This is a genomic window from Streptomyces ochraceiscleroticus, from assembly GCF_000720485.1.
Classification (GTDB): domain Bacteria; phylum Actinomycetota; class Actinomycetes; order Streptomycetales; family Streptomycetaceae; genus Streptomyces; species Streptomyces ochraceiscleroticus.
The window spans coordinates 234,855-260,451 of the sequence record NZ_JOAX01000002.1 but is presented as its reverse complement, the minus strand read 5'-3'; the positions used below and the strand labels follow the sequence as shown (position 1 = coordinate 260,451).

Sequence of the window (25,597 nt, the reverse complement as noted above, 5' to 3'; positions counted from 1 at the left end):
CCGGTAAAACGGAGTGATCTTGTCCACACGGAATGCCGCTTTCCCACTCGGCCGTGCAAAAGGTCACTTCGTGGGTAACATCGCGGCGGCGATCAGGTGTTCGTTCGCCGTCGCCACGTTCACCCCCCACACGAGGACCTCGATGACTTCCATACCGGCGACACTGTTGTGGTGCCTGAGCGCGGGAACGGCCGCCGCGGTGGTGATGACCTTCTTCCTGGTCCGGATGCGGCGGGGAAGCCAGGCCCTGCGCCGGCACCTGGCCACGGCCGAGGCCCGCCGCTCCGCCGCGGAGCGCGGCCACAGCGAGCTCGCCGCCCAACTGCGCGCCACGGAGGACGAACTCCGCCACCTCGCCGAGGCCCGGCTGCCCGACCTCGCCACCTCGCTGGCCCACCCGCACGTCGCCGTCCGCGGCCTGCGCGACCCCCGCTTCACGGCGACCGACGTGGACCGCTCGCTGACCTCGGCGATGGACCAGCTCGCGCAGGCGGTCGCCAAGGAACGGGCGCGGGTCGACGAGGCGGCGCAGGCCACGATGCGCGGCGCAACGACCACCATCCAGGCGCTGCTGTACCGGCTGCAGACGCTGCTCCAGGAGATGCAGCACCGGTACGACGACCAGGCCGTCGCCCAGGACCTGCTGCAGGCCGACTTCCTCAACGAGCAGGCGCTGCGCCGGGTGCAGACCACCGGCGTGGTCTGCGGCGCCTGGCCGGGGCTGACCCGCGACGACTCGCACCTCGCCGACCTCGTCGTCGGCGCGATGTCGCGGCTGCGCGGCTACGAACGCATCCAGGTCAGCAATCTGCTGCGGGACCCGGTGGGCGTGGTCGCGCGCGCCGTCGAGCCGGTCGCGATCGCGCTCACCGAGCTGCTGGCCAACGCGCTGCACCACTCCCACCACGAACTGCCCGTCGCCGTCACGCTCCAGCAGGGCAACCGCGGCGCGTCCGTCATCGTCGACGACTACGGGATCGGCATGCACGCCGATGAAATCGCGTACGCGACGCGGCTGCTGGGCGGCGGGGAGCAGGTGCTGCTCACGGAGCTGGGCGACCCGCCGCGGTCCGGATTCGCCGCCGTCGGGCAGCTCGTGCGCCAGTACGGCTTCACGGTGCACGTCGAGTCCTCGCCGTACGGCGGCGTCCGGGCCGTCGTGTACATCCCGGGCGATCCGCTGCTGACGCTGATGGACGAGACCGCGCAGCCGATGTCGGCCATGGCTCCGCTGCCGCCGCAGATGCTGCACGCGCACTCGACGCCGCTGGGGGTACCGCAGACCATGTCGCAGGGCATGTCGCACGCCGTGTCACAGACTGCGTCGCAGGTGGATCCCGCGCCGGGCTCCGCGCCGGTGGCTGCGGCGGAGCACACGCCCGCTCGCGCCCCCGAGGCCGAGCCCGTCCGTACGCCGGAGCCCACGCCCGCTCGTGCGCCCGAGGCCGAGACCGCGTACACGCCGGAGGCCGAGCGCGAGGCCGAGCCGTGGCACGAGGCCGAGCCCGCGCACGCGCCGGACTCCGCGTCCGACGCCGGGCTGCCGCGTCGCCGGCGGCGCCGGCCCGCCGTCGAGCCCGAGCGCCCCCTCCCCCGTACGGAACCCGTCGCCGAGCGCAGCCCGCAGGAGTCCGCCACCCGCTGGGCCGCCCTGCAGAGCGGCACCCTCTCCGGGCGGGCCGAAGCCGAGTACCGAATTCCGCGCCCCGAAGGGAACGACCAAGGATGAGCACCCCTGTCCGCCGCCGCGTCACACAGGACCAGTCCTGGGTGCTGGCACCGCTGCTGGAGCTGCCGCACGTCCTGCACGCGGCCGTCATCTCCGGCGACGGCTTCATCGAAGGCTCCTCCCCCGGCCTCGCCCGCGAGGCCGCCGAGGGCGTGGCCGCCATGATGTCGGCGCTGCAGGGCGCGGGCCGCGCCGTGACCGCCGCTTTCGCCGGCCAGGACGACGCCCGGCTGCGGCAGACCGTCGTGGAGTCGGCGGAGGGCTGGGTGATCGCCATCCCGGCCGGCGAGAACACCTGCCTCGCGGTCTTCGCCGGGCCCGAGGTCAACATGGGCGTGGTCTCCCACCAGATGCAGGTCCAGGTCGCCACGCTGGGCGCGAAGGCGATGGGCTCGCCGCCGCGGGACGCGGGTTCGCCCGCATGACGCCCCGCCAGAGCAACCGGCGTCTCGTACCGGCCTATCTGGCGACCGGCGGCCGCGCCCGCCCCAGCCGCAACACCCTGGACCGGCTCACCGTGCTGTACGGCGCGACCGTCACCGCGCCCGCCGGGCTGCGCCCCGAGGCGCTCCGCGTCCTCGCGCTGCTGCGGCCGGGCGCGCTGACCGTCGCCGAGACCGCGTCCCACCTGCGACTGCCGGTCAGTGTCGTGAAGGTACTGGTGGCCGACCTCGTCGACGCCGGGCACCTGCACGCCCGTTCCCCCATCCCCGAAGCCGAGCAGATCGACCGGCAGATTCTGGAGAGGGTCCTCGATGGACTCCGCACTCTCAAGTCCTAGCGCGGCGGGCAGCACGCACAGCGCCGCCGACGGCACCGGCGCCATGTACCTGTCCGGTACCGACCAGACCCTGGTGAAGCTGCTGGTCGCGGGGCCCTTCGGGGTCGGCAAGACCACGTTCATCCGGGCCCTGTCGGAGACCCCGCCGCTGCACACCGAAGAGGTGATGACGCAGACCGGCGCGTTCGTCGACGACCTCGCCGGGGTCCGCGAGAAGACCACGACCACCGTCGCCATCGACTTCGGGCGGATCACGCTCGCGGGCGACCTCGTGCTGTACCTCTTCGGCACGCCCGGCCAGAAGCGGTTCCGGCCGCTGTGGCAGGACATCGCGCGCGGCGCGGTCGGCGCGCTGGTACTGGCCGACACCCGGCGACTCGCGGACTCCTTCGAGGTCATGGACATCATCGAGGAGGCCGGGCTGCGCTACGCGGTGGCGGTCAACACCTTCCCCGACGCCCCCGACCACTCCGTCGAGACGCTGCGCGACCACCTCGATCTGCACGAGGACACCCCGCTGGTGCTGTGCGACGCCCGCGACCGCGACCAGTCGCTCGACGCGCTGATCGCCCTCGTCGGACACGTCCTGGACCACACGCCCATGGAGAACCCGTGACCTCCCCCTACCGGCCCGGGGCCACACCGCCCCCGGGCTGCCCCGCCCATGCCCGCCCGGCTGCCGAACCGGCCCCTCCGGCGTCGCCGCACACCGCGCCCTACGCCCCGGCGCAGGACGCGGTGCTGCTGTACGGGCCCGACTTCGCGGCCGACCCGCACGGCTTCTACGCCGAGCTGCGGCGGCAGGGGCCGGTCGCGCAGGTGGAGATCGCGCCGGGCGTGCCCGCGATGCTGGTCACCGACTACCGCGCCGCGCTGGAGCTGCTGCACGACGACGCCACCTGGTCCAAGGACTCCCGTCCCTGGATGCCGACTGTGCCACAGGACTCGCCGGTCATGCCGATGCTCACCTGGCGGCCCAACGTGTTCTTCAGCGACGGCGAGGCGCACAACCGCTACCGCAAGGTGATCACCGACAGCTTCGCCCTGCTCGAACCGTACGAGCTGCGCGGCTACGTGCAGGGCGCGGCCGACACGCTGATCAGCCGGTTCGGCGCCGAGGGCCGGGCCGACCTGATCACCCAGTACGCGCGCGTGCTGCCGCTGATGATCTTCAACCGGGTCTTCGGGCTCCCGGACTCCTACAGCGACCGGCTGATCTCCGCCCTCGCCGGAATGCTGGAGGGCCGCAGCCCCGCGGAAGCGGCCAGGGCCAACGAGGACTACACGCGCTACATCATGGAGCTGGTCGCCGCCAAGAAGGAGCGCCGCGGCCCCGACCTCACCTCCTGGTTCATGGACCACCCCGCGGGCCTCACCGACGAGGAACTGATCCACCAGATCGTCCTCACCATGGGCGCCGGGCACGAGCCGACGACCAACCTCATCGGCAACGCGCTCGCCCGCATGCTCTCCGACGACCGTTACTACAGCACCCTGTCCGGCGGCGCGCTCACCGCCCGCGACGCCATCAACGACGTGCTGTGGAACGACCCGCCGCTCGGCAACTACTCCGCGCACTTCCCCCGCCGGGACGTCTTCTTCCACGGCACCTGGATCCGCGCGGGCCAGCTCACGATGGTGTCGTACGCCGCGGCCAACGCGCAGTTCGGCACCGTCCCGCTGGAGCAGCCCGGCGCGGGCGGCGGCGCGCACCTGTCCTGGGCGGCGGGGCCGCACGCCTGCCCCGTACGCAACACCGCGCTGCTCATCGCGACCACCGCCATCGAGCGGCTCACCGCCTGGCTCTCCGACATCGAACTCACCGTGCCCTTCGATGAGCTGGAGTGGCGGGTCGGCGCCTTCCACCGTGCGCTGGCCGCGCTCCCGGCCCGCTTCACCCCCCTCACCCCCGATCAGGCAGGAGCCACCCCATGGGACAGCAGCCCGTCGCCATCGACCCGGCCGGCACCGACCTCCCCGGCGAGGCCGCCCGCCTCCGCGCGATAGGACCCGCCGCGCTCGTCGAACTGCCCGGCGGCATACGTGCCTGGTCGGTCGGCGGCCACGGCCTGCTCAAGCGGCTGCTCGCCGACGACCGGGTGAGCAAGGACCCGCGGCAGCACTGGCCCGCCTGGCGGAACGGCGAACACCACGACAGCTGGCTGCAGTCCTGGGTCGGCGTCACGAACATGTTCACCGCCTACGGCGCCGACCACCGCAGGCTGCGCAAGCTCGTGGCACCGGCGTTCACCGGGCGGCGCACCGAGGCGATGGCCCCGCGCGTCGAGCGGATCACCAAGGAGCTGCTGGCGGGCCTGGAAGCGGCGCCCGCCGGCGAGCCGGTCGATCTGATCTCTTCCTACGCACACCCCCTTCCGATGCGGGTGATCTCCGAACTCTTCGGGGTGCCCGAGGAGTCCCGTGCGGAGGTGAAGGAGGTCATGGACGAAATCTTCGACACCTCTGCCACCCCCGAACAGGCCGCCGCCACCGCGCAGAAGGTCAGCACCGTCCTCGGCGGGCTCATCGCCCTCAAGCGGCGGGAGCCCGGCGACGACATGACCAGCGTGCTGGTCTCCGCCCGGGACGACGACGGCTCCCGCCTGGAGGAGCGGGAACTGCTCGACACCCTCCTGCTGGTGATCGGCGCCGGTTACGAGACGACCGTCAACCTCATCGGCAACGCCGTCCACGCCCTGCTCACCCACCCCGAGCAGCACGCCCTGCTGGCCTCCGGGAAGGCCGGCTGGGACGACGTCATCGAGGAGACGCTGCGCTGGGCGCCCAGCATCGCCAACCTGCCGCTGCGGTACGCCGTCGAGGACATCCCGCTGGCGGACGGCACGGTCATCCGCCAGGGCGACCCGATCCTCGCCGCCTACGCCGCGGCCGGCCGGGACCCCGAGCGGCACGGAGCGGACGCCGACTCCTTCGAGCTGCGCCGCGCCGACCGGGAGCACCTCGCCTTCGGGCACGGGGTGCACTTCTGCCTGGGCGCGCCGCTGGCCCGCATGGAGGCCCGCACCGCACTGCCGGCGCTCTTCGACCGCTTCCCGGACCTCGAGCTGGCGGTGCCCACGTCCGAGCTGCGCGCCACCGGCTCGTTCATCGGCAACGGTCTGCAGTCCCTCCCGGTCCGCCTCAACAACCGGTGACGGCCCGGAGCTTCGCCTTCAGGACCTTGCCGCCGGCGTTCCGCGGCAGCTCGGGCAGGAACATCACCTCCCTGGGAACCTTGTAGTTGGCCATCTCCCGGCGCGACCAGACGAGTACTTCCTCCGCCGACACGGTCGCGCCGGGACGCCGCACCACGTACGCCCGGCCGACCTCGCCCAGCCGGGCGTCCGCTATCCCGATCACGGCGGCGTCGGCGATATCCGGGTGACGCAGGAGCAGTTGCTCGATCTCGGCCGGGTAGGCGTTGAACCCGCCGACGATGAACATGTCCTTGATCCGGTCGGTGATCCGCAGATTGCCCGCCTCGTCCAGCACCCCCACGTCTCCCGTGCACAGCCAGCCGTCCGGGGTGACGGCGCGGGCGGTGCCCTCGGGGTCCTCGAAGTAGCCCGTCATGACGTGATAGCCGCGCACTCTTACCTCGCCGGGCCGCCCCGGGGCCACCGGGCGGCCATCGGCGTCGACCACCGCCACTTCCGTGCCCGGTATCGCCCGGCCCGACGCCCCGGCCACGATCTCGGGCGGATCGCCGCGCCGGCACATCGTGACCACCCCCGAGCTCTCCGACAGGCCGTACGCGGTCAGTACGGTGTCGATGCCCAGCTCCCCGCGCAGCCGCTCGACCAGCTCCAGCGGCACCACCGCGGCACCCGTCACCACCAGCCGCAGCGTCGAGAGGTCGTGCCGGGCGCGCGCCGGATGGTCCAGCAACTGCTGGTGCAGCGACGGCGGTCCCGGCAGCACAGTGATCCGCTCGGCGGCGATATTGGCGAGCGCGGTGTCTGCGCTGAACACCGGCTGCGGGACCATCGTCGCGCCGCGCAACAGACAGGCCAGCACACCGGCCTTGTAGCCGAAGGTGTGGAAGAACGGGTTGACGATCAGATAGCGGTCCCCCTCCCGCAGCCCCGCCAGCTCGCTCCAGACGCCGTACGCGCGCAGCGTCTGGGCGTGAGTGATCACGGCGCCCTTGGGCCGCCCCGTGGTGCCCGAGGTGAAGACGATGTCCGAGGGGGCGTCGGGCGCCACGGCGTCCGCGCGCTCCCGTACGGCCGCGGCCGGCACCTGGTCGCCCCCGGCCAGGAACTCCCGCCACGTGCGGAAGCCGACGGGCGCGTCGTCGGCCAGCACCACCGCGTCCCGCAGGTCCGGCAGGCCCGGCAACGGGCCTCGCCCCGTGCCCTCCGCGGTGGCCCGGCGCAACGAGGCGACGTACGACGTGCCGAGGAAGGTGCCGGTGACGAAGAGCAGCCGGGCGCGGGTGCGGCGCAGGACGTCGGCGGCCTCGGCGCCCTTGAAACGGGTGTTGACCGGCACCAGGACCGCGCCCGCCGACACCGCGCCGAGCGCGGAGACGATCCACTCCGCGGTGTTCGGCGCCCAGACCGCCACCCGGTCGCCGGGCGCGACACCGGCGGCGATGCAGGCCGCGGCCGCGCGCTCGACCCGCGCGCCGAGCTCTTCGTACGAAACGCGGGCCCGCCCCTCGACCACCGCCTCCCGCCCGCCGTACCGAGCGGCCGCCGCCCGCACCAACCGCGGAACAGACCCGAACTCCAGGTCGGCCCGCACATCTTCCGCCCCGCTCGGCATCGCCCCTGCCTCTCTCCCCCGGCACCGAGGCGAGCCGCCCGGGGGCCGTGCGGCGCGTACCGGCCGGGAGAACCCTGTGCCAGTTAGCTGACTGCCCGTCAGGTTAGCGGTAGCCTCCTCGGCTGTCAGTACGGACGACCGGCCGGACGACCGACCACGGAGGTGGCGATGGGGGCGACCCTCAAGGACGCTACGGCGATAGCCGGCATCGGACAGACACCCTTCGCCAAGCACCTTCCCGAATCCGAGAAGACGCTGGCCTGCCGCGCGATCACGGCCGCCCTGGCCGACGCCGGCATCGCCCCCTCGGAGGTCGACGCCTTCGCCTCCTACACCATGGAGGAGACCGACGAGGTCGAGGTCGCCAAGGCCATCGGCGCGGGCGACGTCACCTTCTTCGCCAAGGCCGGCTACGGCGGCGGCGGTTCCTGTGCCACCGTGGCGCACCTGGCCGCCGCCATCGCCACCGGCCAGGCCACCGTCGGCGTCGCCTGGCGCTCGCGCAAGCGCGGCTCCGGCCCCCGCCCCTGGAAGAACACCGCCGTTCAACTCCCCACCCCCGCTCAATGGACCCGCCCCTTCGGCCTGCTGCGCCCGGCCGACGAGATCGGGATGCTCGCCCGTCGCTACATGCATCAGTACGGAGCCACCCGCGACCACTTCTTCAACGTCGCGCTGGCCTGCCGCAACCGCGCCAACCAGAACCCCGCGGCGGTCATGTACGACCGCCCGCTGACCCGCGAGATGTACATGACCTCCCGCTGGATCAGCGAGCCGCTCTGCCTCTTCGACAACTGCCTGGAGACCGACGGCGCGCTGGCCTGTGTCCTGGTCTCCGCCGAGCGCGCCCGCGACTGCCGCCGCACCCCCGTCTACGTCCACGCCGCCGCCCAGGGCCTGCCCGCCCAGCACCACGGCATGGTCAACTACTGGACCGACGACCCGCTCACCGGGCCCGCCCGGACCGCCGCCCGGCACCTGTGGAAGTCCGCCGACTTCGGACCGCAGGACATCGACGTCGCGCAGATCTACGACGCCTTCACCCCGCTCGTCCCGCTCTCCCTGGAGGGCTACGGCTTCTGCGGGCGGGGCGAGGGCGCGGCCTTCACCGAGAAGGGCGCCCTGGAGATCGGCGGCCGGCTCCCGCTGAACACCGGCGGCGGTGGCCTCTCCGAGGCGTACGTCCACGGTTTCAACCTGATCACCGAGGGCGTCAAACAGCTTCGCGGCACCAGCACCGCACAGGTGCCGGACGCCGCGACCTGCCTTGTCACCGCGGGCGAGAGCGTCCCGACTTCCGCGCTACTGCTGAGGAGTTGACCGTCAGTGAGATTCATAAAACCGAGTGTGACAGCCACCACTGACAACCGCACCGCGTCCGCCACGCCTGTGGATAACTCCGCCGCGACCGCCGCGACCGCCGCGGAACCCGCCCCCGCCGACGGCTTCCTGCTCCCCGTCCCCGACGACGACGGCGCGCCGTTCTGGGCGTACGCGGCACGCGGCGAACTGCGCGTCCAAGCCTGCGCCGACTGCGGCGCACTGCGCTTCCCGCCCCGCCCCTGCTGCCCGCACTGCCAGTCCTTCGCGAGCGAGTGGCGGCGGATGTCCGGCCGCGGCCGCATCTGGTCCTACGTCCTGCCGCACCCGCCACTGCTGCCCGCGTACGCCGCCCTCGCGCCGTACAACGCCATCGTCGTCGAGCTGGCCGAAGCGCCGCGCATCCGGCTGGCCGGCAACCTCGTCAGCGCGCCGGACGCCGCACTGAACTCCGTGCCCCCGGAACGGCTCCGCATCGGCGCGGCGGTGAAGGTGACCTTCCACGAGATGGCGGACGGCGTGACCGTGCCACGCTGGCTGCTGGAGCGCCCGTGACCGTACGCGTCGACACCCGGGCCGCCGAGGGCGTCGCCCTGATCACTCTCGACCGGCCCGGCCGCCTCAACGCCATCGACCTGCCGACCGCCGAGGAACTGGCGGGCGCCTGGCGCGCCCTGCGCTTCGACGACACCGTGCGCGCGGCGGTCGTCACCGGCACCGGCGGCCGCGCCTTCTGCACCGGCGTGGACCGCTCGGTACGCGTGCCGCAGCCCGCCTCTCCGTACTCCCTCGACGACCCGCTGCTCCGCATCGGCCCCAAGGCGGCCGACCTGTGGAAGCCGGTGATCGCCGCGGTCGACGGCATGGCCTGCGGCGGCGCGTTCTACCTACTGGGCGAGTGCGAGTTCCTCGTGGCCTCCGAGACCTCGACGTTCTTCGACCCGCACACGACCTACGGGATGGTCAGTGCGTACGAGTCGGTCCTCATGGCGCAGCGGATGCCGTACGGAGAGATCGCCCGGCTCGCCCTGATGGGCACCGCCGAGCGGCTCGGCGCCCGCCGCGCCTACGAGGTGGGGCTGGTCTCCGAACTGACGCCGGCGGGCGAGGCGCTGCCGGCCGCCCTCCGCGCGGCGGAGACCGTGGCGGCACAGCCCACCGAAGCCGTGCAGGGGACCGTACGGGCCCTCTGGGCGGCCAAGGAGGCGGCGCGCACCCAGGCGCTGGCGCACGCGGCGCACCTCATAGCCCTCGGCAACCTGCCCCCGGAGCGGCAGGCGGAACTCTTCGAGGAGCGGCGCAAGGGAAACGCCCCTCGGGTGAGATGAGCTGAACTGCTGCGAGGTCAGCTCACACTGCGGACCTCGCAGCGAGTGACCTTGCCGGCCCGGTCGGGGTGGGCCATGGGGATCCGGAAGACCGGGTCTCCGGTCGTGTCGTCCTCGTCGTCCAGGACGGGGTCGACCGTCCTCTTGCCGGTGTCCACCACAGACCCGTTCGCGCCACGGAACTCGACCGTGATCGTCACCTCGTCGTAGAGGCCGTCGTCCGTCAGCCGGACCTTGGCTCCCGGCCGGGCCGCCTTCGGGTGCTCGGACACGCACTCCACGACCGTGCCCTGGACCTCTGCGGTAGCGCTCGGGCTGCTGTCCGAGCCGCTGCCGGAGTAGTCGTCATCGTCGTAGTCGTCGTCATCGTCGTAGTGGTTGCTGCTGCCGTGGTAGCCGCTGCTGCTGGAGTGGGCGCTGCAGCCGCCACCACCGCTGCCACCCCCGTGGCTGCTGTGGCCGTGCGGCCGGAAGCCGGTGAGCGAGAGCAGAACAAAGGCCACGACGGCCGTGAGCCGCAGATGACGGCGTGCCATGAGATCCCCCGATTGATTGACGAGCTCACGTCACGATACCGGGACCGGATTGCCGTGGCGGCCCGCGGCGGCACGGCGTAGCGTCGGCTGTGGAGGCATCAGGACGATGCGAAGCGAGGCAACGCTTGTGGTGCGCAACGTAATCGGCTCCCTGATCGCCCTCATCGGAGCGGCGGCCGCCGTATGGAGCCCCTTCCGTCCTTGGTACGACGGCCGTCATGGTGCGGACATCCGTATCGCGGACCTCTTCAACGGGATCACCGGCAGCGGCGCCGACGTCATGCGCTCACTCCTGCTGCCGATGCTGGTCGCGGCCGTGCTGACGCTGATCGGCGTGGTGCTGCGGTCCCGCCTGGTGATCACGCTCGCGGGGCTGGTCGTGCTCGGCTTCACCGTCCTGTGGATGGTCCGGCAGGGCCAGGCGGCCGGCAGCCTCACCGTAGGGAGCGGGGGCCGCGGCCTGGGCCTGGGAGTCGCGGTGGCGCTGGGCGGCGGCGTCCTGCTGTTGCTGGGCGCGCTGCTGATGCGCGGCCGCCGGGCCCGTCGGCGCCGCAGGGCGAGGGAGCGCGAGGAGGAGTACGCGCCCGCACCGTACGGAGCGGAGCCCGACGACCGGTACGCGTACGAAGGCGAGCCCGGGGGCGCGCCGTACGCCTATGAGGGCCAGCCCGACCAGCCCCCGTATGCGACGCATCCGGACGGCCCTTACGGACAGCCGCCGGGCAGCCCCTACGGACAGCAGACCGTCCAGTGGCCGGGCGCCGGCGGGTCCTCGGCCGGCGACCCCGCACGAGAGCCGTGGCCCCCGACGACGCACGACGGCACGACCCCGCCGGCCGGTACACCGACGGCTCCGCCCCAGGGGCCGTACCAGAACGAGGGCCCGTACCAGGAGCAGGGCCCGTACCGGAGCGAGCCGCCGACCGAGGACGCGCGCCCTCACCCGCCCGCGCCGGCCGACCGGACGCAGCCGCTGCCGCCCGTACTCGGCGACCGGCGGCCCGGAGGCGACCGGCAGCCCGGCCGGGGCCGCCCTCCCGAGGAGCGCTAGCCGGAGCGCAGGACCGCGCGGCGCCCTAGGAGCGCCGCGCCTGCCCCGTACCCTTCGCGGCGTCCAGCGCGTACACGCAGCGGTCCTTGCTGCAGGCGTAGACGACACCCGCGGCTGCCACCGGGGTGCCGGTGATCTCGCCGCCGGTCGCCAGCTTCCAGCGCAACTGGCCGCCCATCGCGTCCAGCGTGTACAGGCAGTGGTCGGCGGACCCGAAGTGCACCCGGCCGTCCGCGGCCACCGGTGCGCCGATGACCTCGCCGCCCGCCTGGAAGCGCCAGCGAGGCGTGCCCGCGACCGCGTCCAGCGTGTACAGGGCGTTGCCGCTGCCCAGGTGCACCGCGCCGTCGGCGACCAGTACCGGCTCGGTCGACTGGCGCGCCTCGGTGGCGATCCGCCAGCGGTCCCGGCCGTCGTTCGCGTCCAGCGCGTAGACCGTGCCGAGGTAGTCCGCGAGGTAGATGCCGCCGCCGGTGACGGCGGGCCCGGGGGCGTAAGCGGGCGGTGCCAGGAAGACCGCCGGCGCCTCGAAGTGCCAGCGGACGTCGCCGCGGTTGCTGTCGATGGCCAGAACGCGCGTGCCGGCCGCGACGTAGACCACACCGTCCGGAGCCGTCAGCAGCCGCACGGGCACCCCGCCGCAGGACGCCGCGTCCCCGATGGGGTACGACCAGCGCTCGGCGCCCGTACGGGCCTCCAGCGCCTTCAGCCGCGCGTCCGCCCAGACGTACACCGTGCCCTCGTGCACGACGGGGCCGGACTCGGCGGTCTCGAAGTCGGTCTGCGCGCCGCCGATCTCCCACAGCAGCTCGCCGTTGGCCGCCTCCCACGCCTGCACACCGCCGCCGCGGGTGCCGGTGACGACCGTGCCGCGGTCGACTCCGAGGCCGTAGACCCAGCCCTCGGTGTTCAGCCGCCACAGCTCGGAGCCGTCGGCGGCGTCCAGCGCGTACAGGCTCGGGCCGTCCGACGCGTGGATCCGGCCGTCCGAGACGGCCATCGCCCAGGCGACCTCGCGGGTCTTGAACTGGCGCCGCCCGCTGGCCACATCGAGCGCGTGCACCTCGAAGGACGTGACGTACAGCAGGTCACCGGAGACGACCGGGGTGCCCCACACATCGTTGGACATGCGGAAGCGCCAGGGGCGCCAGCGGCCGGGTCCGCCCTGCGCCGGGGGGTCGCCCGGCCGGCCTGCCGCGGGCGCGCCGTGGGCGCCCTGCGGGCCCGGTGCGGGCTGCGGAGGCACCGCGGGCGGCGGGCCCGCGGGCCCCGGCGCCTGCACTCCGGCCGGCGGCCGTACCCAGTTCGTCGTCGGGCCGGGCTGCGCCTGCGGGGCGTGGTCCGCCGGCCGGGGGCCGGGCCCTATCGGGGCCGCGGCACCACCGAGCCGTACGGAGCCGTCCGGGCCCTCCGCCTCCTGGGGCGGCGCGGGCGCGACCGGGCCGGTGGGCGCCGCCTGCGCGAGCGGTGCGCCGCTGCGCGGGTCGCCCATCCGGCGTGCACCCGGCCCGACCGCCGCGGAAGCGGCCCATCCGGGGTCGCCGGTGGGCGCGGGCATCGGCGCGCTCTCCTGACGCTGCGGCGCGGGCCGGGAGGCGGGCGGCGCCGGGGGCGGCGCCGACGGTGCGGGCGGGGCGGCGGGCGGCCGCTCCGGCTGCGCGGAGTACCCACCCCGGGCTGCGCGGCCCGAGGAGGCCGCAGCGGGCTGCCGGGCGGCCGTCACCCGGCCGCCGCGCCGGCTCTCGATCAGGCCCACGGCGTTCCCCGGCAGCCAGGCCGAGGCCGTGCCGCTGTCGTCGGTACCGGAGCCGAAGAGGTGCGGCGCGAGCTGGGACTGCAGGTCGGCGGGGCTGGGGCGGTGCTCGGCCGCCATCTGCATCGTGGCTTCGATCAGCGGCCGCAGCTCGTCCGGCAGGCCCTCCAGGTCCGGGCCCTCGCGCAGCAGCATGAAGACCGTCTCGACCGGGTTGGCGCCGTGGAAGGGGGCGTGTCCGGTGGCGGCGAAGACCAGAGTGGAGCCGAGCGAGAAGATGTCGCTGGCTCCCGTGACGCTCCGCGAGTCGCGCGCCTGTTCGGGCGACATGTACGCCGGCGTACCGACGGCGACGTTCGTCATCGTCAAACGCGTGTTCGACACTCCGCTGGCGATACCGAAGTCGATCACCCGTGGTCCGTCCTCGACCACCAGGACGTTCGACGGCTTCAGATCGCGGTGCACCAGGCCCGCGCCGTGGATGGACTGCAGGGCCTCGGCCACACCGGCCGCCAGCCAGCGCACCGCCTGGGCCGGCAGCGGCCCGCACTCATTGACTATTTCTTCCAGGGAGGGAGCGGGGACGTACGCGGTCGCCAGCCACGGCACCGCCGCGCGCGGATCGGCGTCGACCACCGCAGCGGTGTAGAAGCCGCTGACCGCGCGCGCCGCCTCCACCTCGCGCGTGAAGCGGACCCGGAACAGCTGGTCCTCGGCGAGCTCGGTACGGACCGTCTTGATCGCCACCCGCCGGCCGGAGGCCGAACGCGCGAGATACACCAGCCCCATACCGCCGGCACCGAGACGGCCGAGCACCTCGAACGGGCCGATCCGCCGGGGATCGTGCTGCGTCAGCTGCTCCACCACTTGCCTGCCACCTCCCCGTGGGGCGTCAAAGAGACTCTCAAAAAGCCAAGAGCCGCCGAGAGCCACTGCCCCGAGCAGCGTCTCACCGCCTGGCCGATTCGGCCGTACGCATGCTGATTCTTCCTGGCGAAGCCGACGGTTGCGAACCCGGGGGCTTCCCGTCGTGTCCCGTGTCCCGCCGTGCGGTACGCGCAGGGCTCGTTACCTGCCGTTACACCCCGCATACGGGAGCGCGTCGGGCCCCGTTCATGCGCCGACCGCACATATGTCCGATGGCCATCGGGTGTCCGACGTCACGGCCCGACGCGCCGGCCGGCCCTTCTCGGGCGCCGGTCCGTGCCCCGGTGTGCGGTCCGTCGTCGCCATCCCCATCCCCGTACGTACTGTTCGCTCCCGCGTACTCAACGGCCTGCCGCCGAGCCTGCGGACCCGTTGCCGGGCCGCGCCGCCCGCGGCCCGGCAGCGGGAGCTGCCTCGCACCAATTCTGCTGTGCCGAACGGCGTTCGGGGGCCATGACCACGAACTAATTGGCGGATCGGTACGTCTACTTCGCAAGAGGAGGGCCGTTTTGGGCCGAGGTGACGGTGTATGCACCGCAACAGGCGAGGGGGCTCTTGAACGTGCAGGACTGAAGAGGCACGAGGGGTGATGGGCGTTCCGCTGGTTTTGCCGGTCTACTTCGGCGCCATAAGCCCGAAGGCCGCCCCTTGATTGTCGACGACCAGGGCGAGGGGGCCGCCGGGCGTCCCCTGGGGCTCGCTGAGGACCTTGCCGCCCTGCCGGACCGCCGTCCGCAGGGCCGCATCCATCTCCTCGGCCAGGAAGAAGACGGTGAAGTGCGCCGGGAGCTCGGCCGGCGCCCGCGCGTCCAGCACGATCCGGCACCCGATCTCGCGCTCCTGCCCGGCGATCCGCCACGGCAGGAACGTGGGGCTCGCCATCGGCCCCTCGGTCACCCCCTCAAAGCCGAAGACGTCCCCGTAGAAGGCGTCGACCGCCTCCGGTTCGCGCGTACTGAGCCCCATCCATGCGTACGCGCCGGGCTCGGCCTGCACCTCGAAGCCCTGATGCCGGCCGGCCTGCCACGCGCCGAAGACCGCGCCACCCGGGTCGACACCCAGCATCATCGCGCCCAGGTCGCCGAGCGGGGTGCCGCCCGAGATCACCTGGCCGCCCGCCTCCCGGACCTTGGGCGCAGTCCCCTTGAGGTCGGACGTCGCGAAGTAGACGCCCCATACGGTGGGCATCCGGCCGTCCTTCTTGGGCAGCAGGCCGGCGGCCTTACGCCCGTCGAGCAGGGCCGTCGTGTAGTCGCCGAACTCGGGAACGCTGTCCGAGAAGGTCCAGCCGAACAGCTCTCCATAGAAGCGCTTGCCCGCTTCAAGGTCCGGCAGCATCGCGTCCGCCCAACAGGGGGCACCCTCCGCAAAAGCCGTCATACGGACAAAGTAACCGGGCTTTCCGGTACGCGCCCGGCGCACATCCCGGCGCACACCTCCGCACACAGCCCTGCGCACGCCCCTGCACATACCCCCGGGCGGTTGTCCACCGAAGTTGTCCACAGGCTGTTGATAAGATGATTCACTTGATCAGGCCAGTGCCCCCGAGACGGATGCGCAGCCCCGAAGCCGTGCGGCGAAAGCCCATTTCCGGCCCGATTCGCCCCATCCCCATTTGCAGGCAGCCAAATCGCGCTCCGATCACCCCTCGGTAAGCTGACGGCATGACAGGACAAGTTCGAACCGTCGACGGCAGAGTCGCCGGCCGCCGCGGGCAGGCGACCCGGCAGAAGCTCCTCGACTGCCTCAGCGAGATGCTCAGTTCGTCCCCGTACCGGGACGTCAAGGTCATCGACGTCGCACGCAAGGCGGGCACGTCCCCCGCGACGTTCTACCAGTACTTCCCCGACGTCGAAGGCGCCGTACTCGAGATCGCCGAGGAGATGGCCAAGGAGGGCGCGAGCCTGACCGAACTGGTCGCCGGGCGCTCCTGGGCCGGCAAGTCGGGCCGCCAGACGGCCGAGGAGCTGGTCGACGGCTTCCTCTCCTTCTGGCGGAAGCACGACGCCATCCTGCGCGTCGTCGACCTCGGCGCCGCGGAGGGTGACAAGCGGTTCTACAAGATCCGCATGAAGATCCTCAACGCCGTCACCAACTCCCTTACGGACTCCATCAAGGAGCTCCAGGCCAAGAACAAGGTGGACAAGGAGGTCAGTCCCGCGGCGATGGCCGGCTCGCTGGTCGCCATGCTCGCCGCGGTCGCCGGCCATCAGAAGGGCTTCACGAGCTGGGGCGTCAAGCAGGCCGAGCTCAAGCCGAACCTCGCGCTGCTCGTCCACCTCGGCGTGACGGGCAAGAAGCCCGCCAAGTAGCCGGGGCGCGGCGAGCGACCGCCGCCCCCGGCACGACGCGTCGCCGGGACCGCACACGTCCTGCCGCGCTCGCGTCCCCCGCCGGTCCGCCCTTCGTCCTGCCATATCTGCATCGCCTCGGGCACCGCCCGGCCTCTCACCGAGAGCCGGACGGTGCCCGAGGCGTATCCGGACGGGATGCGCTCCACGTACGACGGCTCGTTGCCACGGAATACGGCCTGCCCGTACGCACTTACCTGATGTACCGTCAGATTCATGACTACCGGGTCCGGTACGACTGCTCCGTCACCTACGCGCAGGGTCGCCGTCGCCGGAGTGGCGCTGGCCGACTGCGGACGCGTCGACGACGCCACCCCCTACGTCCTGCACGCCCAGGCCGCCCGCCGGGCGCTGGCCGACTCCGGGCTGGACCGCTCGGTGATCGACGGCTTCGCCTCCGCCGGGCTCGGCACGCTCGCCCCGATCGAGGTCGCGGAGTACCTGGGGCTCCGCCCCACCTGGGTGGACTCGACCTCCATCGGCGGCTCGACCTGGGAAGTCATGGCCGCGCACGCCGCCGACGCGATCGCCGCCGGCCATGCGAACGCGGTGCTGCTGGTGTACGGCTCGACCGCGCGCGCCGACCTCAAGGCGCGGCGCCGCACCGCCGACCTCTCCTTCGGGGCCCGCGGCCCCCTGCAGTTCGAAGCGCCCTACGGCCACACCCTGATCGCCAAGTACGCGATGGCCGCGCGCCGCCATATGCACCAGTACGGCACGACGTTGGAACAGCTCGCCGAGGTCGCCGTCCAGGCGCGCGCCAACGCTGCGGCCAACCCGGACGCGATGTACCGGGACCCGATCACCACCGACGACGTGCTCGCCGGGCCGGCGATCGCCGATCCGTTCACCAAGCTGCACTGCTGCGTCCGCTCCGACGGCGGCTGCGCGGTCCTGCTGGTCGCCGAGGACCGCGTACCGGACCTGGCCCGGCCGCCGGTCTGGGTGCTCGGCTCGGGCAGCGCCGTCTCGCACACCACGATGTCGGAGTGGGACGACTTCACCGTCTCGCCCGCCGCCGTCTCCGGGCGACTGGCCTTCGCGCGGGCAGGCGTGCGCCCGGACGAGATCGACCTCGCCCAGATCTACGACGCGTTCACGTACATGACGCTGGTGACGTTGGAGGACCTCGGTTTCTGTGCGAAGGGCGAGGGCGGCGCGTTCGTCGAGAAGGGGCGGCTGCTCCGGGACGGTGCGCTGCCGACGAACACCGACGGCGGCGGCCTCGCCGCCTGCCATCCCGGGATGCGCGGACTGTTCCTGCTGGTCGAGGCGGTACGACAGCTACGTGGCGAGGCCGGTGAGGGCCGCCAGGTACGGAAGGCGGGCGACCGTCTGCCGCGGCTCGCCGTCGCCTCGGGCACCGGCGGGTGGTTCTGCTCGTCCGGAACGGTGGTGCTGGGAGCGGAGTGAGGGTGCGGGGGCGGAGTGAGGGGGAGGGCGCCGTACCGCACGGCGCGTGAAGGTTGCGTTGGAGCGCGCTCCAGCTCGTAGCGTCCGGCTCACGACCCAACCGAAGGGGGAGCCATGCGGTACACGCTGTTCGGCAGGACCGGTCTCCGGGTGAGCGAGCTGAGTCTCGGCACCATGACGTTCGGCGACGACTGGGGATGGGGCGCCGCCGAGGAAACCAGCCGGCGGATCCTCGACACGTACGCCGACGCGGGCGGCAACTTCATCGACACCGCGAACAACTACACGGACGGCAGCTCGGAGCGCATCGTCGGCGAGCTGCTCGCCGGCCGCCGGGACCAGTACGTACTGGCCAGCAAGTACACCTGCGCCACCCGCAAGGGGGACGTGAACGCGGGCGGCAGCCACCGCAAGAACCTCGTGCAGTCGGTGGAGGCGAGCCTGGACCGGCTGCGCACCGACCGCCTGGACATCCTCTGGGTGCACGCGCGCGACAATTTCACCCCGGTCGAGGAGGTCATGCGGGCCCTGGACGACATCGTGCGGGCCGGCAAGGTGCTCTACGTCGGGGTGTCCGACTGGCCGGCCTGGGAGATCGCGCAGGCGAACACCCTTGCCGAGCTGCGCGGCTGGACCGCGTTCGCCGGGTCGCAGCTCCGCTACAACCTCTTGGAGCGCACGCCGGAGCGCGAACTGCTCCCGCAAGCCCGCGCGTTCGACCTGGCCGTGCTCGCGTGGGCGCCGCTGGCCGCCGGCAAGCTCACCGGCAAGTACCGCCGCGGCGAGTCCGGCCGACTGCGGATCCTCGGTGCGGAGAACCGCGCGGACCAGCAGGAAGAAGCGGTCGTCAGTGCTGTCCTGGAGATCGCCGAGCAGGGCGGCTGGAGCCCGGCCCAGGTGGCGCTCGCCTGGCTGCGGCAGCGGCCCGGCAACATCATCCCGCTCGTCGGCGCCACGAAGGAGAGCCAGCTCCTGGACAACCTCGCCGCGGTCGACGTGGAACTGGACGCCGACGCGGTGGCCCGGCTGGACGAGGTGAGCGCGGTACCACTCGGCTTCCCGCACCAGTTCCTGCGCGATCCGGCGATCACTCAGAACGTGTACGGCGATCGCTGGGCCGACATCGACGACCGGCGCTCCACCTACCGGCGCACGGCGCACGAGGTCCGCTAGCGGTCCACGCCGGGCGGTCCGCTGCTCCGCGGCGTCACTCAGCGGCCTCGTCGTCGAGCAGCTCCCGTAGGACGGGGTCGGCATGCGTCCACAGGAGCATGCCGCCCGCGTCCGGTACGAGGTGGCGACGCGCGGTGCGTATACGGGCGGCGAGCCGGGCGCCGTGGTCCGGCGAGTGCGTGGGGGCGGTGTCCAGCGCGCCGTACCAGAGGTCGACCGGCACCCGGATCACCCCGGGATCGAACGGCCAGTGGCTCATGGCCAGGAGCGTGTCGCGCGCATAGCCGGCCGGGCCCGGCGCGAACCCCTCAGTCATCGCCTCCTGGAACGCAGCGGCGAACGCGGGCTGTTCCAGAAGGGCGCGGTCGCGCGCTCCGCTGCCCGCGGCGACCAGTTCCCACAGCACCTCCGGGCTCCCGAAACCGGCGAACGAGCGCTCGGCGGCCGCCGGATCGGCCGCGGCCCGCTCAGCGAGGTACCGCACCTCGTCCGGCAGCAGCGCGTCGAACGCGGGTGCGGCGAGCTCGTCCGTACCGGAGACCACCGCGAGCCGGGCGAACAGCCCGGCGGCGGCGCAGGCCAGCGCGAACGGCGCGCCCTGGGAGAAGCCGACGCCGCGCAGCCCAGAAAGCCCGCGCAGCGCGACGAACTCCCGTACGTCCTCGGCCCAGCCGGTGAGCGTACGGCCGGGCGACGGGTCGGAGGCGCCCAGCCCGGGGCGGTCCACGGAGATCAGCCGTACGCCGAGCTCCTCGACCGCTTCCGCGCCGAAACCGAGCCGCCGGGACGTGGCCGCACCGGGGCAGAGCAGCACCGGCGTCCCGTCCTCGGGTCCCCACTCGCCCCAGGCCAGCCGGCGCCCGTCGGCCAGCCGGGCGGCCCCTCGCCGGGCAGGCGCGGGCACGGCGACGGCCGTCCCGGCCGAGATCGCAGACATGGCACCAGCGTCCGTCGCCGGCGCCGCCCGCCGCAACCGAATTGCCGACGGGGGCGCGAGGGACGCGGGCGGCTCGGCGGACGTACGCTGCCCGGCATGACCACGACGGACGACTCCCCCGAAGCCCACGCCTTCCGTGACCTGCTGCGCAGCCTGCGCGTCTGGACGGGCGAACTGCCCGCGTTCGATCCGTACGCCGTCCCCGACGCGCCGCTGCCGCTGTTCCGGCAGTGGCTGGGCGAGGCGGCCGCCGCGGGCGTGCCGGAGCCGCACACGATGGCGCTGGCGACCGCGGACGCGGCGGGCATCCCGTCCGTGCGCATCGTGATGCTGCACGACGCCGACGAGAACGGCTGGCACTTCGCCTCGCACCGCGGCAGCCGCAAGGGCCGTGAGCTGGCCGCCCGGCCGCGCGCCTCGCTGTGCTTCTACTGGCCGCTGGTGGCGCGCCAGGTCCGGGTCAGCGGCGAGGTCGTGACGGGCACCCCGGAGGAGAGCTCGGCCGACCTGCACCGTCGTTCACCGGGCGCGCTGGCGGCCGCGCTCGTGGGTCACCAGAGCGAGGTACTGGACTCGTACGCGGAGCTGGAGCGGGCGGCGGACGCCTCCTGGGAGCGGGCGCAGCGCGAGCCGGACGCGGAGGTGGAGAGCTGGACGGCGTACGTGCTGCGCCCCGAGGAGGTGGAGTTCTTCCAGGGCGACGCCCGTCGCCGGCACGTACGGCTGCGCTACCGGCGGGCGGGCGAGCGGACGGCCGACGGCTGGCAGCGGGAACTGCTGTGGCCGTAGTCCGTTCGGTCGGCCAACGGGGTTCAGAACCGCTGGTACATGATGTGCAGCCCGACATAGCCCTTCTCCGGATGCAGGAACGCCTCCGGCAGGGTCGTCATGATCTCGAAACCGAGTGACTGCCAGAGGGCGACGGCACCGGTGTTGGTCTCCACGACGGCGTTGAACTGCATCGCGCGGTAGCCCTCGGAGCGCGCCCAGCGCAGTACGTACTCGCCCAGGGCGCGGCCGACACCCTTGCCGCCGTGCGCCGGGTCGACCATGAAGCTGGCCCCGGCGATGTGCGCGGCGCCGCCCATGTGGTTGGGGTTCATCTTGGCCGTGCCCAGGACCGTGCCGTCCTCGCCGACCGCGACGACCGTGTGGCCCGGCGGGCTGAGCATCCAGAGCGCGCGGCCCGCCTCCTTGTCGAGGTCGCGCGGGTAGGTGTACGTCTCCCCGGCGGCCACGATCGCGCGGAAGAACGGCCAGACGGCGTCCCAGTCCTCGGTTACGGCTTCTCTGATCAGCACCCGCCCAGGGTGCCGCCCGGCGCCGCACGACGCCACCGGATATCACTGCCCGGGACGGGGCCCGGCGCGTCCGGTGGGTGAGGAGGGTGGGTCAGGGCGGTGGGTCGGGACGGTGGGCCAGGGCGGCGGGTCGGGACGGCCGGTCAGGACGGTGGGTCAGGACGGTGGGTCAGGACGCACCGGCGGCGGGCCGGAAGACCGGGACCGCGGGGCCGTCCCCGCCGACGTCGCGGAAGTGGACCAGCAACTCCATGCCGATCCGCAGCTCCGCCTCCGGGCAGTCGACGATCTCGGTCATCATCCGCGGCCCCTCGGCGAGGTCCACGACGGCGGCGGTGTACGGGACGCGGCCGCCGAACGGCGGCAGGTCGTTCCGGTGCACCACGGACCACGTGTACAGCGTGGCCCGGCCGCTCGCCGCCTCCCAGACCACGTCCTCGCTCCAGCAGCGCGGACAGAACTCCCGGGGGTAGTGGTGCGCGGCACCGCAACCGTCGGCCCGGCAGCGCCGGATCAACAACCGCCCGTCCGCCGCGGCGTCCCAGTACGGGCGGGAGAAGGCGTCGGCCTCGGGCAGGTCGTACCGGGTCGCGGTAGTGCTCATCGGAGTCGCGGCCCTCGAAGTTGCGCTCATCGGCGTCGCGGCCCTCGGAGCCGTGGTCCCTGGAGTCGAGGTGCTCGGCGGGTGCTTCATCGGAACAGTCCTCCTTGTGCCGCCAGCTCTCCAGCCACCACAGCCCCAGGCCGGTACGGAGTACGGCGAGCCAATCGGGCCCGCCGAGCCAGATCGTCCGCAACCCGCGCCTTCCGACCTTGCCTGACGGGCCGTCAGTTGACGGAGCTAGTCCAGCGGACAGCGCGGCCGGCGCGCAAGAGGGTGGGCGGTATCCGCCCCCCCAAGACGTCTCCGCACGCCCATTCCTGACTGAGCGTCAGTTCTGTAACCTGACCACCTGTCAGGTACCTGCCTGCCAGGTACGCAGCGACGGTCAGACGGGAGCGGCGCAGCGATGCTGGGATCCACTCATGGCACCCTCACCACTCACTCGCGGCCCGCCCGGGTCGTGGCCTGCGGAGGGCCGACGCCGCAGGCCGTGCACGGGGCGGCCGGCCCGGTGCACGCCGGCGGCGGCCCCGGCGCGGGCGGCGGCCGGGACGGCACCGGCGAACTGGACGTGAGCGGGCGACCGCTGTCCGCGGCCGTGCCGGACCTGGACCGCTTCTTCCGCCCCCGGTCCGTGGCCGTCATCGGCGCCTCGGACAGCGAGGGACGGCCCCACACCGGCATCACCCGCCGACTGGTCGACTGGGCCGAGCGGGTCGGCGCCCGGCTGCACCCGGTCAACCCGGGCCGCACCTCCGTCTTCGGGCTGGCCTGTCACACCTCCGTCTCCGACCTGCCGGAACAGGTCGATCTCGCCGTACTGCTGGTCGCCGATCCACTGCCGGTCATCGAGGAACTGGCCGACGCCGAGGTGAAGTTCGCGGTCGCCTTCGCCGCCGGCTTCGCGGAGACCGGCGCCGACGGCGCGGCCGCGCAGGAATGGCTGGCCGCGGCCGTCGCCCGCTCCGGCATCCGGCTGCTCGGCCCGAACACCAACCTCAACGCCTTCGAGACGTTCCGCGAGGACCTGGACGGGCCGGCGATCGCGCTGATCACGCAGTCAGGCCACCAGGGCCGCCCCGTCTTCGCCCTCCAGGAGCTGGGCATCCGCCTCTCGCACTGGGCCCCCACCGGCAACGAGGCCGACCTGGAGACCGCGGACTTCCTCTCCTACTTCGCCTCCCGTCCCGAGGTCGGCGCCATCGCCACGTATGTGGAAGGGCTCAAGGACGGCCGCAGCTTCCTGCTCGCCGCCGACCGCGCGGCCCGCAACAAGGTCCCGGTCGTCGCGGTCAAGGTCGGCCGCACCGAGACCGGCGCCCGCACCGCCGCCTCGCACACCGGCAAGCTCACCGGCGCCGACGAGGTGGTGGACGCGGCGATGCGGCAGTTCGGCGTGGTCCGCGTCGACGGCCTGGACGAGCTGCAGGACACCGCGGCGCTGCTGGCCAGGGCCCGGCCGCCGGCCGCCGAGGGCGTCGCCGTCTATTCGATATCGGGCGGCACCGGCGCGCACTTCGCCGACCTGGCGACGGCGGCCGGCCTGTGCCTGCCGACGCTCGGTGAGGACCGGCAGCGGGAGCTGCACCAGTGGATACCGGACTACCTCAACGTCGCCAATCCGATCGACAACGGCGGGCACCCGGTGGGCGACTGGCGCGGCCGGAAGATCATCGACGCGATCCTCGCCGACCCGTCCGTGGGCGTCCTGATCTGCCCGATCACCGGCCCCTTCCCGCCGATGAGCGACAAGCTCGCGCAGGACCTGGTGGACGCGGCGGAGCAGACGGACAAGCTGGTGTGCGTGGTCTGGGGCTCGCCGGTCGGCACCGAGGACGCCTACCGGCGGACCCTGCTCGGCTCCTCGCGGGTGGCCACCTTCCGTACGTTCGCCAACTGCATCACGGCCGTCCGCGCCCATTTCGAACACCACCGCTTCACGGCGTCCTACCGCTCCCCCTTCGACGAGGCGCCGCGCACGCCCTCGCCCTCCGCACGCAAGGCGCAGGCGCTGCTGCGCCCGGGCGAACAGCTCAGCGAGCACGCCGGGAAGCAACTGCTGCGCGCCTACGGCATCCGCGTGCCCCGCGAGCAGCTCGTGACCAGCGCAGCGGGGGCCGTCCGGGCGGCGGCGCAGGTCGGCTACCCCCTCGTCATGAAGGCGTCCGGGCCGCGGCTGGCCCACAAGAGCGAGCTGGGTCTGGTCAGGATCGGCCTGACCTCGGCCAGCCAGGTCAGGGACGCCTATCGCGAGCTGACGGACATCGCGCGCTACGAAGACGTCACGCTGGACGGGGTGCTGGTGTGCCAACTGGTCGAGCCGGGTGTGGAGATGGTCGTCGGCGTCACGCCCGATCCGCTCTTCGGGCCGACCGTGACTGTCGGCCTGGGTGGCGTCCTCGTCGAAGTGCTGCGGGACACCGCGGTGGCCGTACCGCCCTTCGGGGAGGACCAGGCGCGCGCGGCGCTCGGCCGACTGCGGGGCCGCGCGCTGCTGGAAGGCGTCAGGGGGGCGCCGCCGGCCGACACCGACGCGCTGGTCGAGGTCATGCTGCGGGTCCAGCGGATGGCGCTGGAGCTGGGCGATCAGCTCGCCGAGCTGGACATCAACCCGCTGGTCGTCCTCCCGAAGGGCCAGGGTGCCGTGGCCCTCGACGCGCTCGCCGTCTGCCATTGAACGCCGGCGTCCGAGCCCCGGCCGCACCGCCGGCCGTCTCCATGCCGACGCCAGAAGCTGGAGCAGCTTGATCATGACGACCTCCCCCGACGGTCCCGACGGGACCTCCGAATCCTTGATACTCCACACCACTGACAATGGCGTGGCGTGGATCACTCTCAACCGCCCGCAGGCGATGCACGCCCTCACTCCTGACCAGCGCGAACGCATCATTTCGCGGCTTGCGGAAGCCTCCGCAGAGCCGGCTGTACGCGCCGTGGTGATCACCGCGACCGGCCGTGCCTTCTGCGCGGGCGCGGACCTGCGACCCTGGCCCGACGGCAGCGGCAGCGGCAGCGGCAGCGGCAGCGGCAGCGGCAGCGGCAGCGGCAGCGAGCGGATCGTCGGCGATGTCGCACGGATGATCCGGCAGGGCGCCCAGCGGCTGATCGCCGCGGTGATGGACTGCGAGAAGCCGGTGATCGCGGCGGTCAACGGCACCGCGGCGGGGCTCGGCGCGCACCTCGCCCTCGCCTGCGACCTGGTACTGGCCGCCGAATCGGCCACGTTCATCGAGGTGTTCGTGCGCCGCGGCCTGGTGCCGGACGGCGGCGGTGCGTATCTGCTGCCCCGGCTCGTCGGCCCGCAGCGCGCCAAGGAGCTGATGTTCTTCGGCGACGCGCTGCCGGCCGCCGAGGCCGAGCGGCTCGGGCTGGTCAACAGGGTGCTACCGGACGGCGAATTGGCGAAGACCGCGGCCGCCTGGGCCGACCGGCTGGCGGCCGGTCCGACGCGCGCGCTGGCCCTCACCAAGCAGCTCGTCAACGCCTCGTCGGACCTCGACCGCGGTGCGGCCTTCGCCGCCGAGGCCGCCGCTCAGGAGATCAACATGACGACGGCGGACGCGCAGGAGGGGGTGGCGGCCTTCGTGGCACGGCGCACACCGGAGTACCGCGGCCACTGACCA

General features: G+C 73.0%; 23 protein-coding genes and 1 pseudogene. 16 read left to right on the top strand and 8 right to left on the bottom strand.

Annotated features, from left to right (window positions below; genetic code table 11):
• The first annotated feature begins 142 nt into the window (after positions 1-142).
• Genes IG84_RS0103390 through IG84_RS0103365 form a run of 6 tightly spaced genes read left to right on the top strand, consistent with a single transcriptional unit; the run spans position 143 to position 5,665 of the window.
• The gene (locus IG84_RS0103390; RefSeq protein WP_031051124.1) at positions 143-1,729 is read left to right on the top strand and encodes an ATP-binding protein; all 1,587 of its coding nucleotides are present in this window, start codon (positions 143-145) and stop codon (positions 1,727-1,729) included.
• Entirely contained in the window at positions 1,726-2,154 is a 429-nt protein-coding gene (locus IG84_RS0103385; RefSeq protein ID WP_030263071.1) for a roadblock/LC7 domain-containing protein, read from the top strand. The genes IG84_RS0103390 and IG84_RS0103385 overlap by 4 nt, the downstream gene beginning before the upstream one ends.
• Positions 2,151-2,510 (top strand): DUF742 domain-containing protein, encoded by a 360-nt coding sequence (locus IG84_RS0103380; RefSeq protein ID WP_031051121.1) that lies wholly within the window; start codon positions 2,151-2,153, stop codon positions 2,508-2,510. Before IG84_RS0103385 ends, IG84_RS0103380 begins: the two co-directional genes overlap by 4 nt.
• 43 nt (positions 2,511-2,553) lie before the next feature.
• Positions 2,554-3,126 (top strand): GTP-binding protein, encoded by a 573-nt coding sequence (locus IG84_RS0103375; RefSeq protein ID WP_031051120.1) that lies wholly within the window; start codon positions 2,554-2,556, stop codon positions 3,124-3,126.
• Positions 3,123-4,517 carry a cytochrome P450 gene (locus IG84_RS0103370; protein ID WP_031051118.1) on the top strand — a complete coding sequence of 465 codons (1,395 nt, stop codon included), beginning with the start codon at positions 3,123-3,125 and terminating at the stop codon, positions 4,515-4,517. The genes IG84_RS0103375 and IG84_RS0103370 overlap by 4 nt, the downstream gene beginning before the upstream one ends.
• Complete coding sequence (locus IG84_RS0103365; RefSeq protein ID WP_031051117.1) at positions 4,442-5,665, top strand: cytochrome P450 family protein; 1,224 nt, start codon at positions 4,442-4,444, stop codon at positions 5,663-5,665. The genes IG84_RS0103370 and IG84_RS0103365 overlap by 76 nt, the downstream gene beginning before the upstream one ends.
• Here the strand turns inward: IG84_RS0103365 and IG84_RS0103360 are convergent.
• Positions 5,652-7,280 (bottom strand): FadD3 family acyl-CoA ligase, encoded by a 1,629-nt coding sequence (locus IG84_RS0103360; protein WP_031051116.1) that lies wholly within the window; start codon positions 7,278-7,280, stop codon positions 5,652-5,654. The genes IG84_RS0103365 and IG84_RS0103360 overlap by 14 nt on opposite strands.
• A gap of 168 nt (positions 7,281-7,448) precedes the next feature.
• On the opposite strand from IG84_RS0103360, the gene IG84_RS0103355 reads away from it, so the two are divergent.
• The 3 genes from IG84_RS0103355 (at position 7,449) to IG84_RS0103345 (ending at position 9,928) form a co-directional block, all read left to right on the top strand.
• Positions 7,449-8,600 (top strand): lipid-transfer protein, encoded by a 1,152-nt coding sequence (locus tag IG84_RS0103355; RefSeq protein ID WP_031051115.1) that lies wholly within the window; start codon positions 7,449-7,451, stop codon positions 8,598-8,600.
• Positions 8,601-8,669: 69 nt separating this feature from the next.
• Positions 8,670-9,155, top strand: a complete 486-nt coding sequence (locus IG84_RS0103350; protein ID WP_051861356.1) for a Zn-ribbon domain-containing OB-fold protein — start codon at positions 8,670-8,672, stop codon at positions 9,153-9,155.
• Positions 9,152-9,928, top strand: coding sequence for an enoyl-CoA hydratase/isomerase family protein (locus IG84_RS0103345; RefSeq protein WP_031051111.1), 777 nt, complete (start codon positions 9,152-9,154; stop codon positions 9,926-9,928). The genes IG84_RS0103350 and IG84_RS0103345 overlap by 4 nt, the downstream gene beginning before the upstream one ends.
• A gap of 17 nt (positions 9,929-9,945) precedes the next feature.
• Here IG84_RS0103345 and IG84_RS40420 read toward each other — a convergent pair whose 3' ends face one another.
• Positions 9,946-10,464 carry a hypothetical protein gene (locus IG84_RS40420; RefSeq protein ID WP_051861325.1) on the bottom strand — a complete coding sequence of 173 codons (519 nt, stop codon included), beginning with the start codon at positions 10,462-10,464 and terminating at the stop codon, positions 9,946-9,948.
• A gap of 127 nt (positions 10,465-10,591) precedes the next feature.
• On the opposite strand from IG84_RS40420, the gene IG84_RS42000 reads away from it, so the two are divergent.
• On the top strand, positions 10,592-11,515 hold the full coding sequence (locus tag IG84_RS42000) for a hypothetical protein (RefSeq protein WP_078648574.1): 924 nt from the start codon (positions 10,592-10,594) through the stop codon (positions 11,513-11,515).
• A 25-nt stretch (positions 11,516-11,540) separates the two neighbouring features.
• Here IG84_RS42000 and afsK read toward each other — a convergent pair whose 3' ends face one another.
• Positions 11,541-14,135 carry a protein serine/threonine kinase AfsK gene (afsK, locus tag IG84_RS0103330; RefSeq protein WP_031051105.1) on the bottom strand — a complete coding sequence of 865 codons (2,595 nt, stop codon included), beginning with the start codon at positions 14,133-14,135 and terminating at the stop codon, positions 11,541-11,543.
• Between the two features lie 675 nt (positions 14,136-14,810).
• Positions 14,811-15,575, bottom strand: coding sequence for a VOC family protein (locus IG84_RS0103325; RefSeq protein ID WP_031051104.1), 765 nt, complete (start codon positions 15,573-15,575; stop codon positions 14,811-14,813).
• A gap of 284 nt (positions 15,576-15,859) precedes the next feature.
• On the opposite strand from IG84_RS0103325, the gene IG84_RS0103320 reads away from it, so the two are divergent.
• The 3 genes from IG84_RS0103320 to IG84_RS0103310 all read left to right on the top strand — a co-directional run bounded on the left by IG84_RS0103320 (position 15,860) and on the right by IG84_RS0103310 (position 19,132).
• On the top strand, positions 15,860-16,507 hold the full coding sequence (locus tag IG84_RS0103320; protein ID WP_030263037.1) for a TetR family transcriptional regulator: 648 nt from the start codon (positions 15,860-15,862) through the stop codon (positions 16,505-16,507).
• 255 nt (positions 16,508-16,762) lie between these two features.
• The gene (locus IG84_RS0103315; RefSeq protein WP_051861322.1) at positions 16,763-17,959 is read left to right on the top strand and encodes a thiolase C-terminal domain-containing protein; all 1,197 of its coding nucleotides are present in this window, start codon (positions 16,763-16,765) and stop codon (positions 17,957-17,959) included.
• A 114-nt stretch (positions 17,960-18,073) separates the two neighbouring features.
• Complete coding sequence (locus IG84_RS0103310; protein WP_031051101.1) at positions 18,074-19,132, top strand: aldo/keto reductase; 1,059 nt, start codon at positions 18,074-18,076, stop codon at positions 19,130-19,132.
• Between the two features lie 34 nt (positions 19,133-19,166).
• Here the strand turns inward: IG84_RS0103310 and IG84_RS0103305 are convergent, their stop codons facing one another.
• Complete coding sequence (locus IG84_RS0103305) at positions 19,167-20,069, bottom strand: alpha/beta fold hydrolase (protein ID WP_031051099.1); 903 nt, start codon at positions 20,067-20,069, stop codon at positions 19,167-19,169.
• Positions 20,070-20,165: 96 nt separating this feature from the next.
• Here IG84_RS0103305 and IG84_RS0103300 point away from each other — a divergent pair, with 96 nt between their 5' ends.
• Complete coding sequence (locus IG84_RS0103300) at positions 20,166-20,858, top strand: pyridoxine/pyridoxamine 5'-phosphate oxidase (RefSeq protein WP_031051097.1); 693 nt, start codon at positions 20,166-20,168, stop codon at positions 20,856-20,858.
• Between the two features lie 23 nt (positions 20,859-20,881).
• On the opposite strand, the gene IG84_RS0103295 is transcribed toward IG84_RS0103300, so the two are convergent.
• From IG84_RS0103295 to IG84_RS41995, 3 genes and pseudogenes are all read right to left on the bottom strand, one after another.
• Positions 20,882-21,370: a GNAT family N-acetyltransferase gene (locus IG84_RS0103295; RefSeq protein ID WP_031051095.1), complete on the bottom strand. Its 489-nt coding sequence runs from the start codon at positions 21,368-21,370 to the stop codon at positions 20,882-20,884.
• Positions 21,371-21,539: 169 nt separating this feature from the next.
• A complete protein-coding gene (locus tag IG84_RS0103290; protein ID WP_211266404.1) occupies positions 21,540-21,974 on the bottom strand; it encodes a Zn-ribbon domain-containing OB-fold protein in 435 nt (144 codons plus the stop codon).
• A 100-nt stretch (positions 21,975-22,074) separates the two neighbouring features.
• Positions 22,075-22,167 (bottom strand): annotated as a pseudogene (locus IG84_RS41995) (DoxX family protein); the annotation flags it as partial.
• A 213-nt stretch (positions 22,168-22,380) separates the two neighbouring features.
• Between IG84_RS41995 and IG84_RS0103285 the strand changes: the two are divergent.
• Together IG84_RS0103285 and IG84_RS0103280 are read left to right on the top strand one after the other, a co-directional pair.
• Positions 22,381-24,651: an acetate--CoA ligase family protein gene (locus IG84_RS0103285; RefSeq protein ID WP_031051090.1), complete on the top strand. Its 2,271-nt coding sequence runs from the start codon at positions 22,381-22,383 to the stop codon at positions 24,649-24,651.
• Between the two features lie 73 nt (positions 24,652-24,724).
• Complete coding sequence (locus tag IG84_RS0103280; RefSeq protein WP_031051089.1) at positions 24,725-25,594, top strand: enoyl-CoA hydratase/isomerase family protein; 870 nt, start codon at positions 24,725-24,727, stop codon at positions 25,592-25,594.
• Positions 25,595-25,597 lie beyond the last annotated feature (3 nt).

Excerpts from the sequence above, each read along its gene's own strand:
- IG84_RS0103390 (WP_031051124.1), top strand. The coding sequence starts at position 143 with ATGACTTCCATACCGGCGACACTGTTGTGGTGCCTGAGCGCGGGAACG.
- IG84_RS0103385 (WP_030263071.1), top strand. The coding sequence starts at position 1,726 with ATGAGCACCCCTGTCCGCCGCCGCGTCACACAGGACCAGTCCTGGGTG.
- IG84_RS0103380 (WP_031051121.1), top strand. The coding sequence starts at position 2,151 with ATGACGCCCCGCCAGAGCAACCGGCGTCTCGTACCGGCCTATCTGGCG.
- IG84_RS0103375 (WP_031051120.1), top strand. The coding sequence starts at position 2,554 with ATGTACCTGTCCGGTACCGACCAGACCCTGGTGAAGCTGCTGGTCGCG.
- IG84_RS0103365 (WP_031051117.1), top strand. The coding sequence starts at position 4,442 with ATGGGACAGCAGCCCGTCGCCATCGACCCGGCCGGCACCGACCTCCCC.
- IG84_RS0103360 (WP_031051116.1), bottom strand. The coding sequence starts at position 7,280 with ATGCCGAGCGGGGCGGAAGATGTGCGGGCCGACCTGGAGTTCGGGTCT.
- IG84_RS0103355 (WP_031051115.1), top strand. The coding sequence starts at position 7,449 with ATGGGGGCGACCCTCAAGGACGCTACGGCGATAGCCGGCATCGGACAG.
- IG84_RS40420 (WP_051861325.1), bottom strand. The coding sequence starts at position 10,464 with ATGGCACGCCGTCATCTGCGGCTCACGGCCGTCGTGGCCTTTGTTCTG.
- IG84_RS0103325 (WP_031051104.1), bottom strand. The coding sequence starts at position 15,575 with ATGACGGCTTTTGCGGAGGGTGCCCCCTGTTGGGCGGACGCGATGCTG.
- IG84_RS0103320 (WP_030263037.1), top strand. The coding sequence starts at position 15,860 with ATGACAGGACAAGTTCGAACCGTCGACGGCAGAGTCGCCGGCCGCCGC.
- IG84_RS0103315 (WP_051861322.1), top strand. The coding sequence starts at position 16,763 with ATGACTACCGGGTCCGGTACGACTGCTCCGTCACCTACGCGCAGGGTC.
- IG84_RS0103310 (WP_031051101.1), top strand. The coding sequence starts at position 18,074 with ATGCGGTACACGCTGTTCGGCAGGACCGGTCTCCGGGTGAGCGAGCTG.
- IG84_RS0103305 (WP_031051099.1), bottom strand. The coding sequence starts at position 20,069 with ATGTCTGCGATCTCGGCCGGGACGGCCGTCGCCGTGCCCGCGCCTGCC.
- IG84_RS0103300 (WP_031051097.1), top strand. The coding sequence starts at position 20,166 with ATGACCACGACGGACGACTCCCCCGAAGCCCACGCCTTCCGTGACCTG.
- IG84_RS0103290 (WP_211266404.1), bottom strand. The coding sequence starts at position 21,974 with ATGAGCACTACCGCGACCCGGTACGACCTGCCCGAGGCCGACGCCTTC.
- IG84_RS0103285 (WP_031051090.1), top strand. The coding sequence starts at position 22,381 with ATGCTGGGATCCACTCATGGCACCCTCACCACTCACTCGCGGCCCGCC.
- IG84_RS0103280 (WP_031051089.1), top strand. The coding sequence starts at position 24,725 with ATGACGACCTCCCCCGACGGTCCCGACGGGACCTCCGAATCCTTGATA.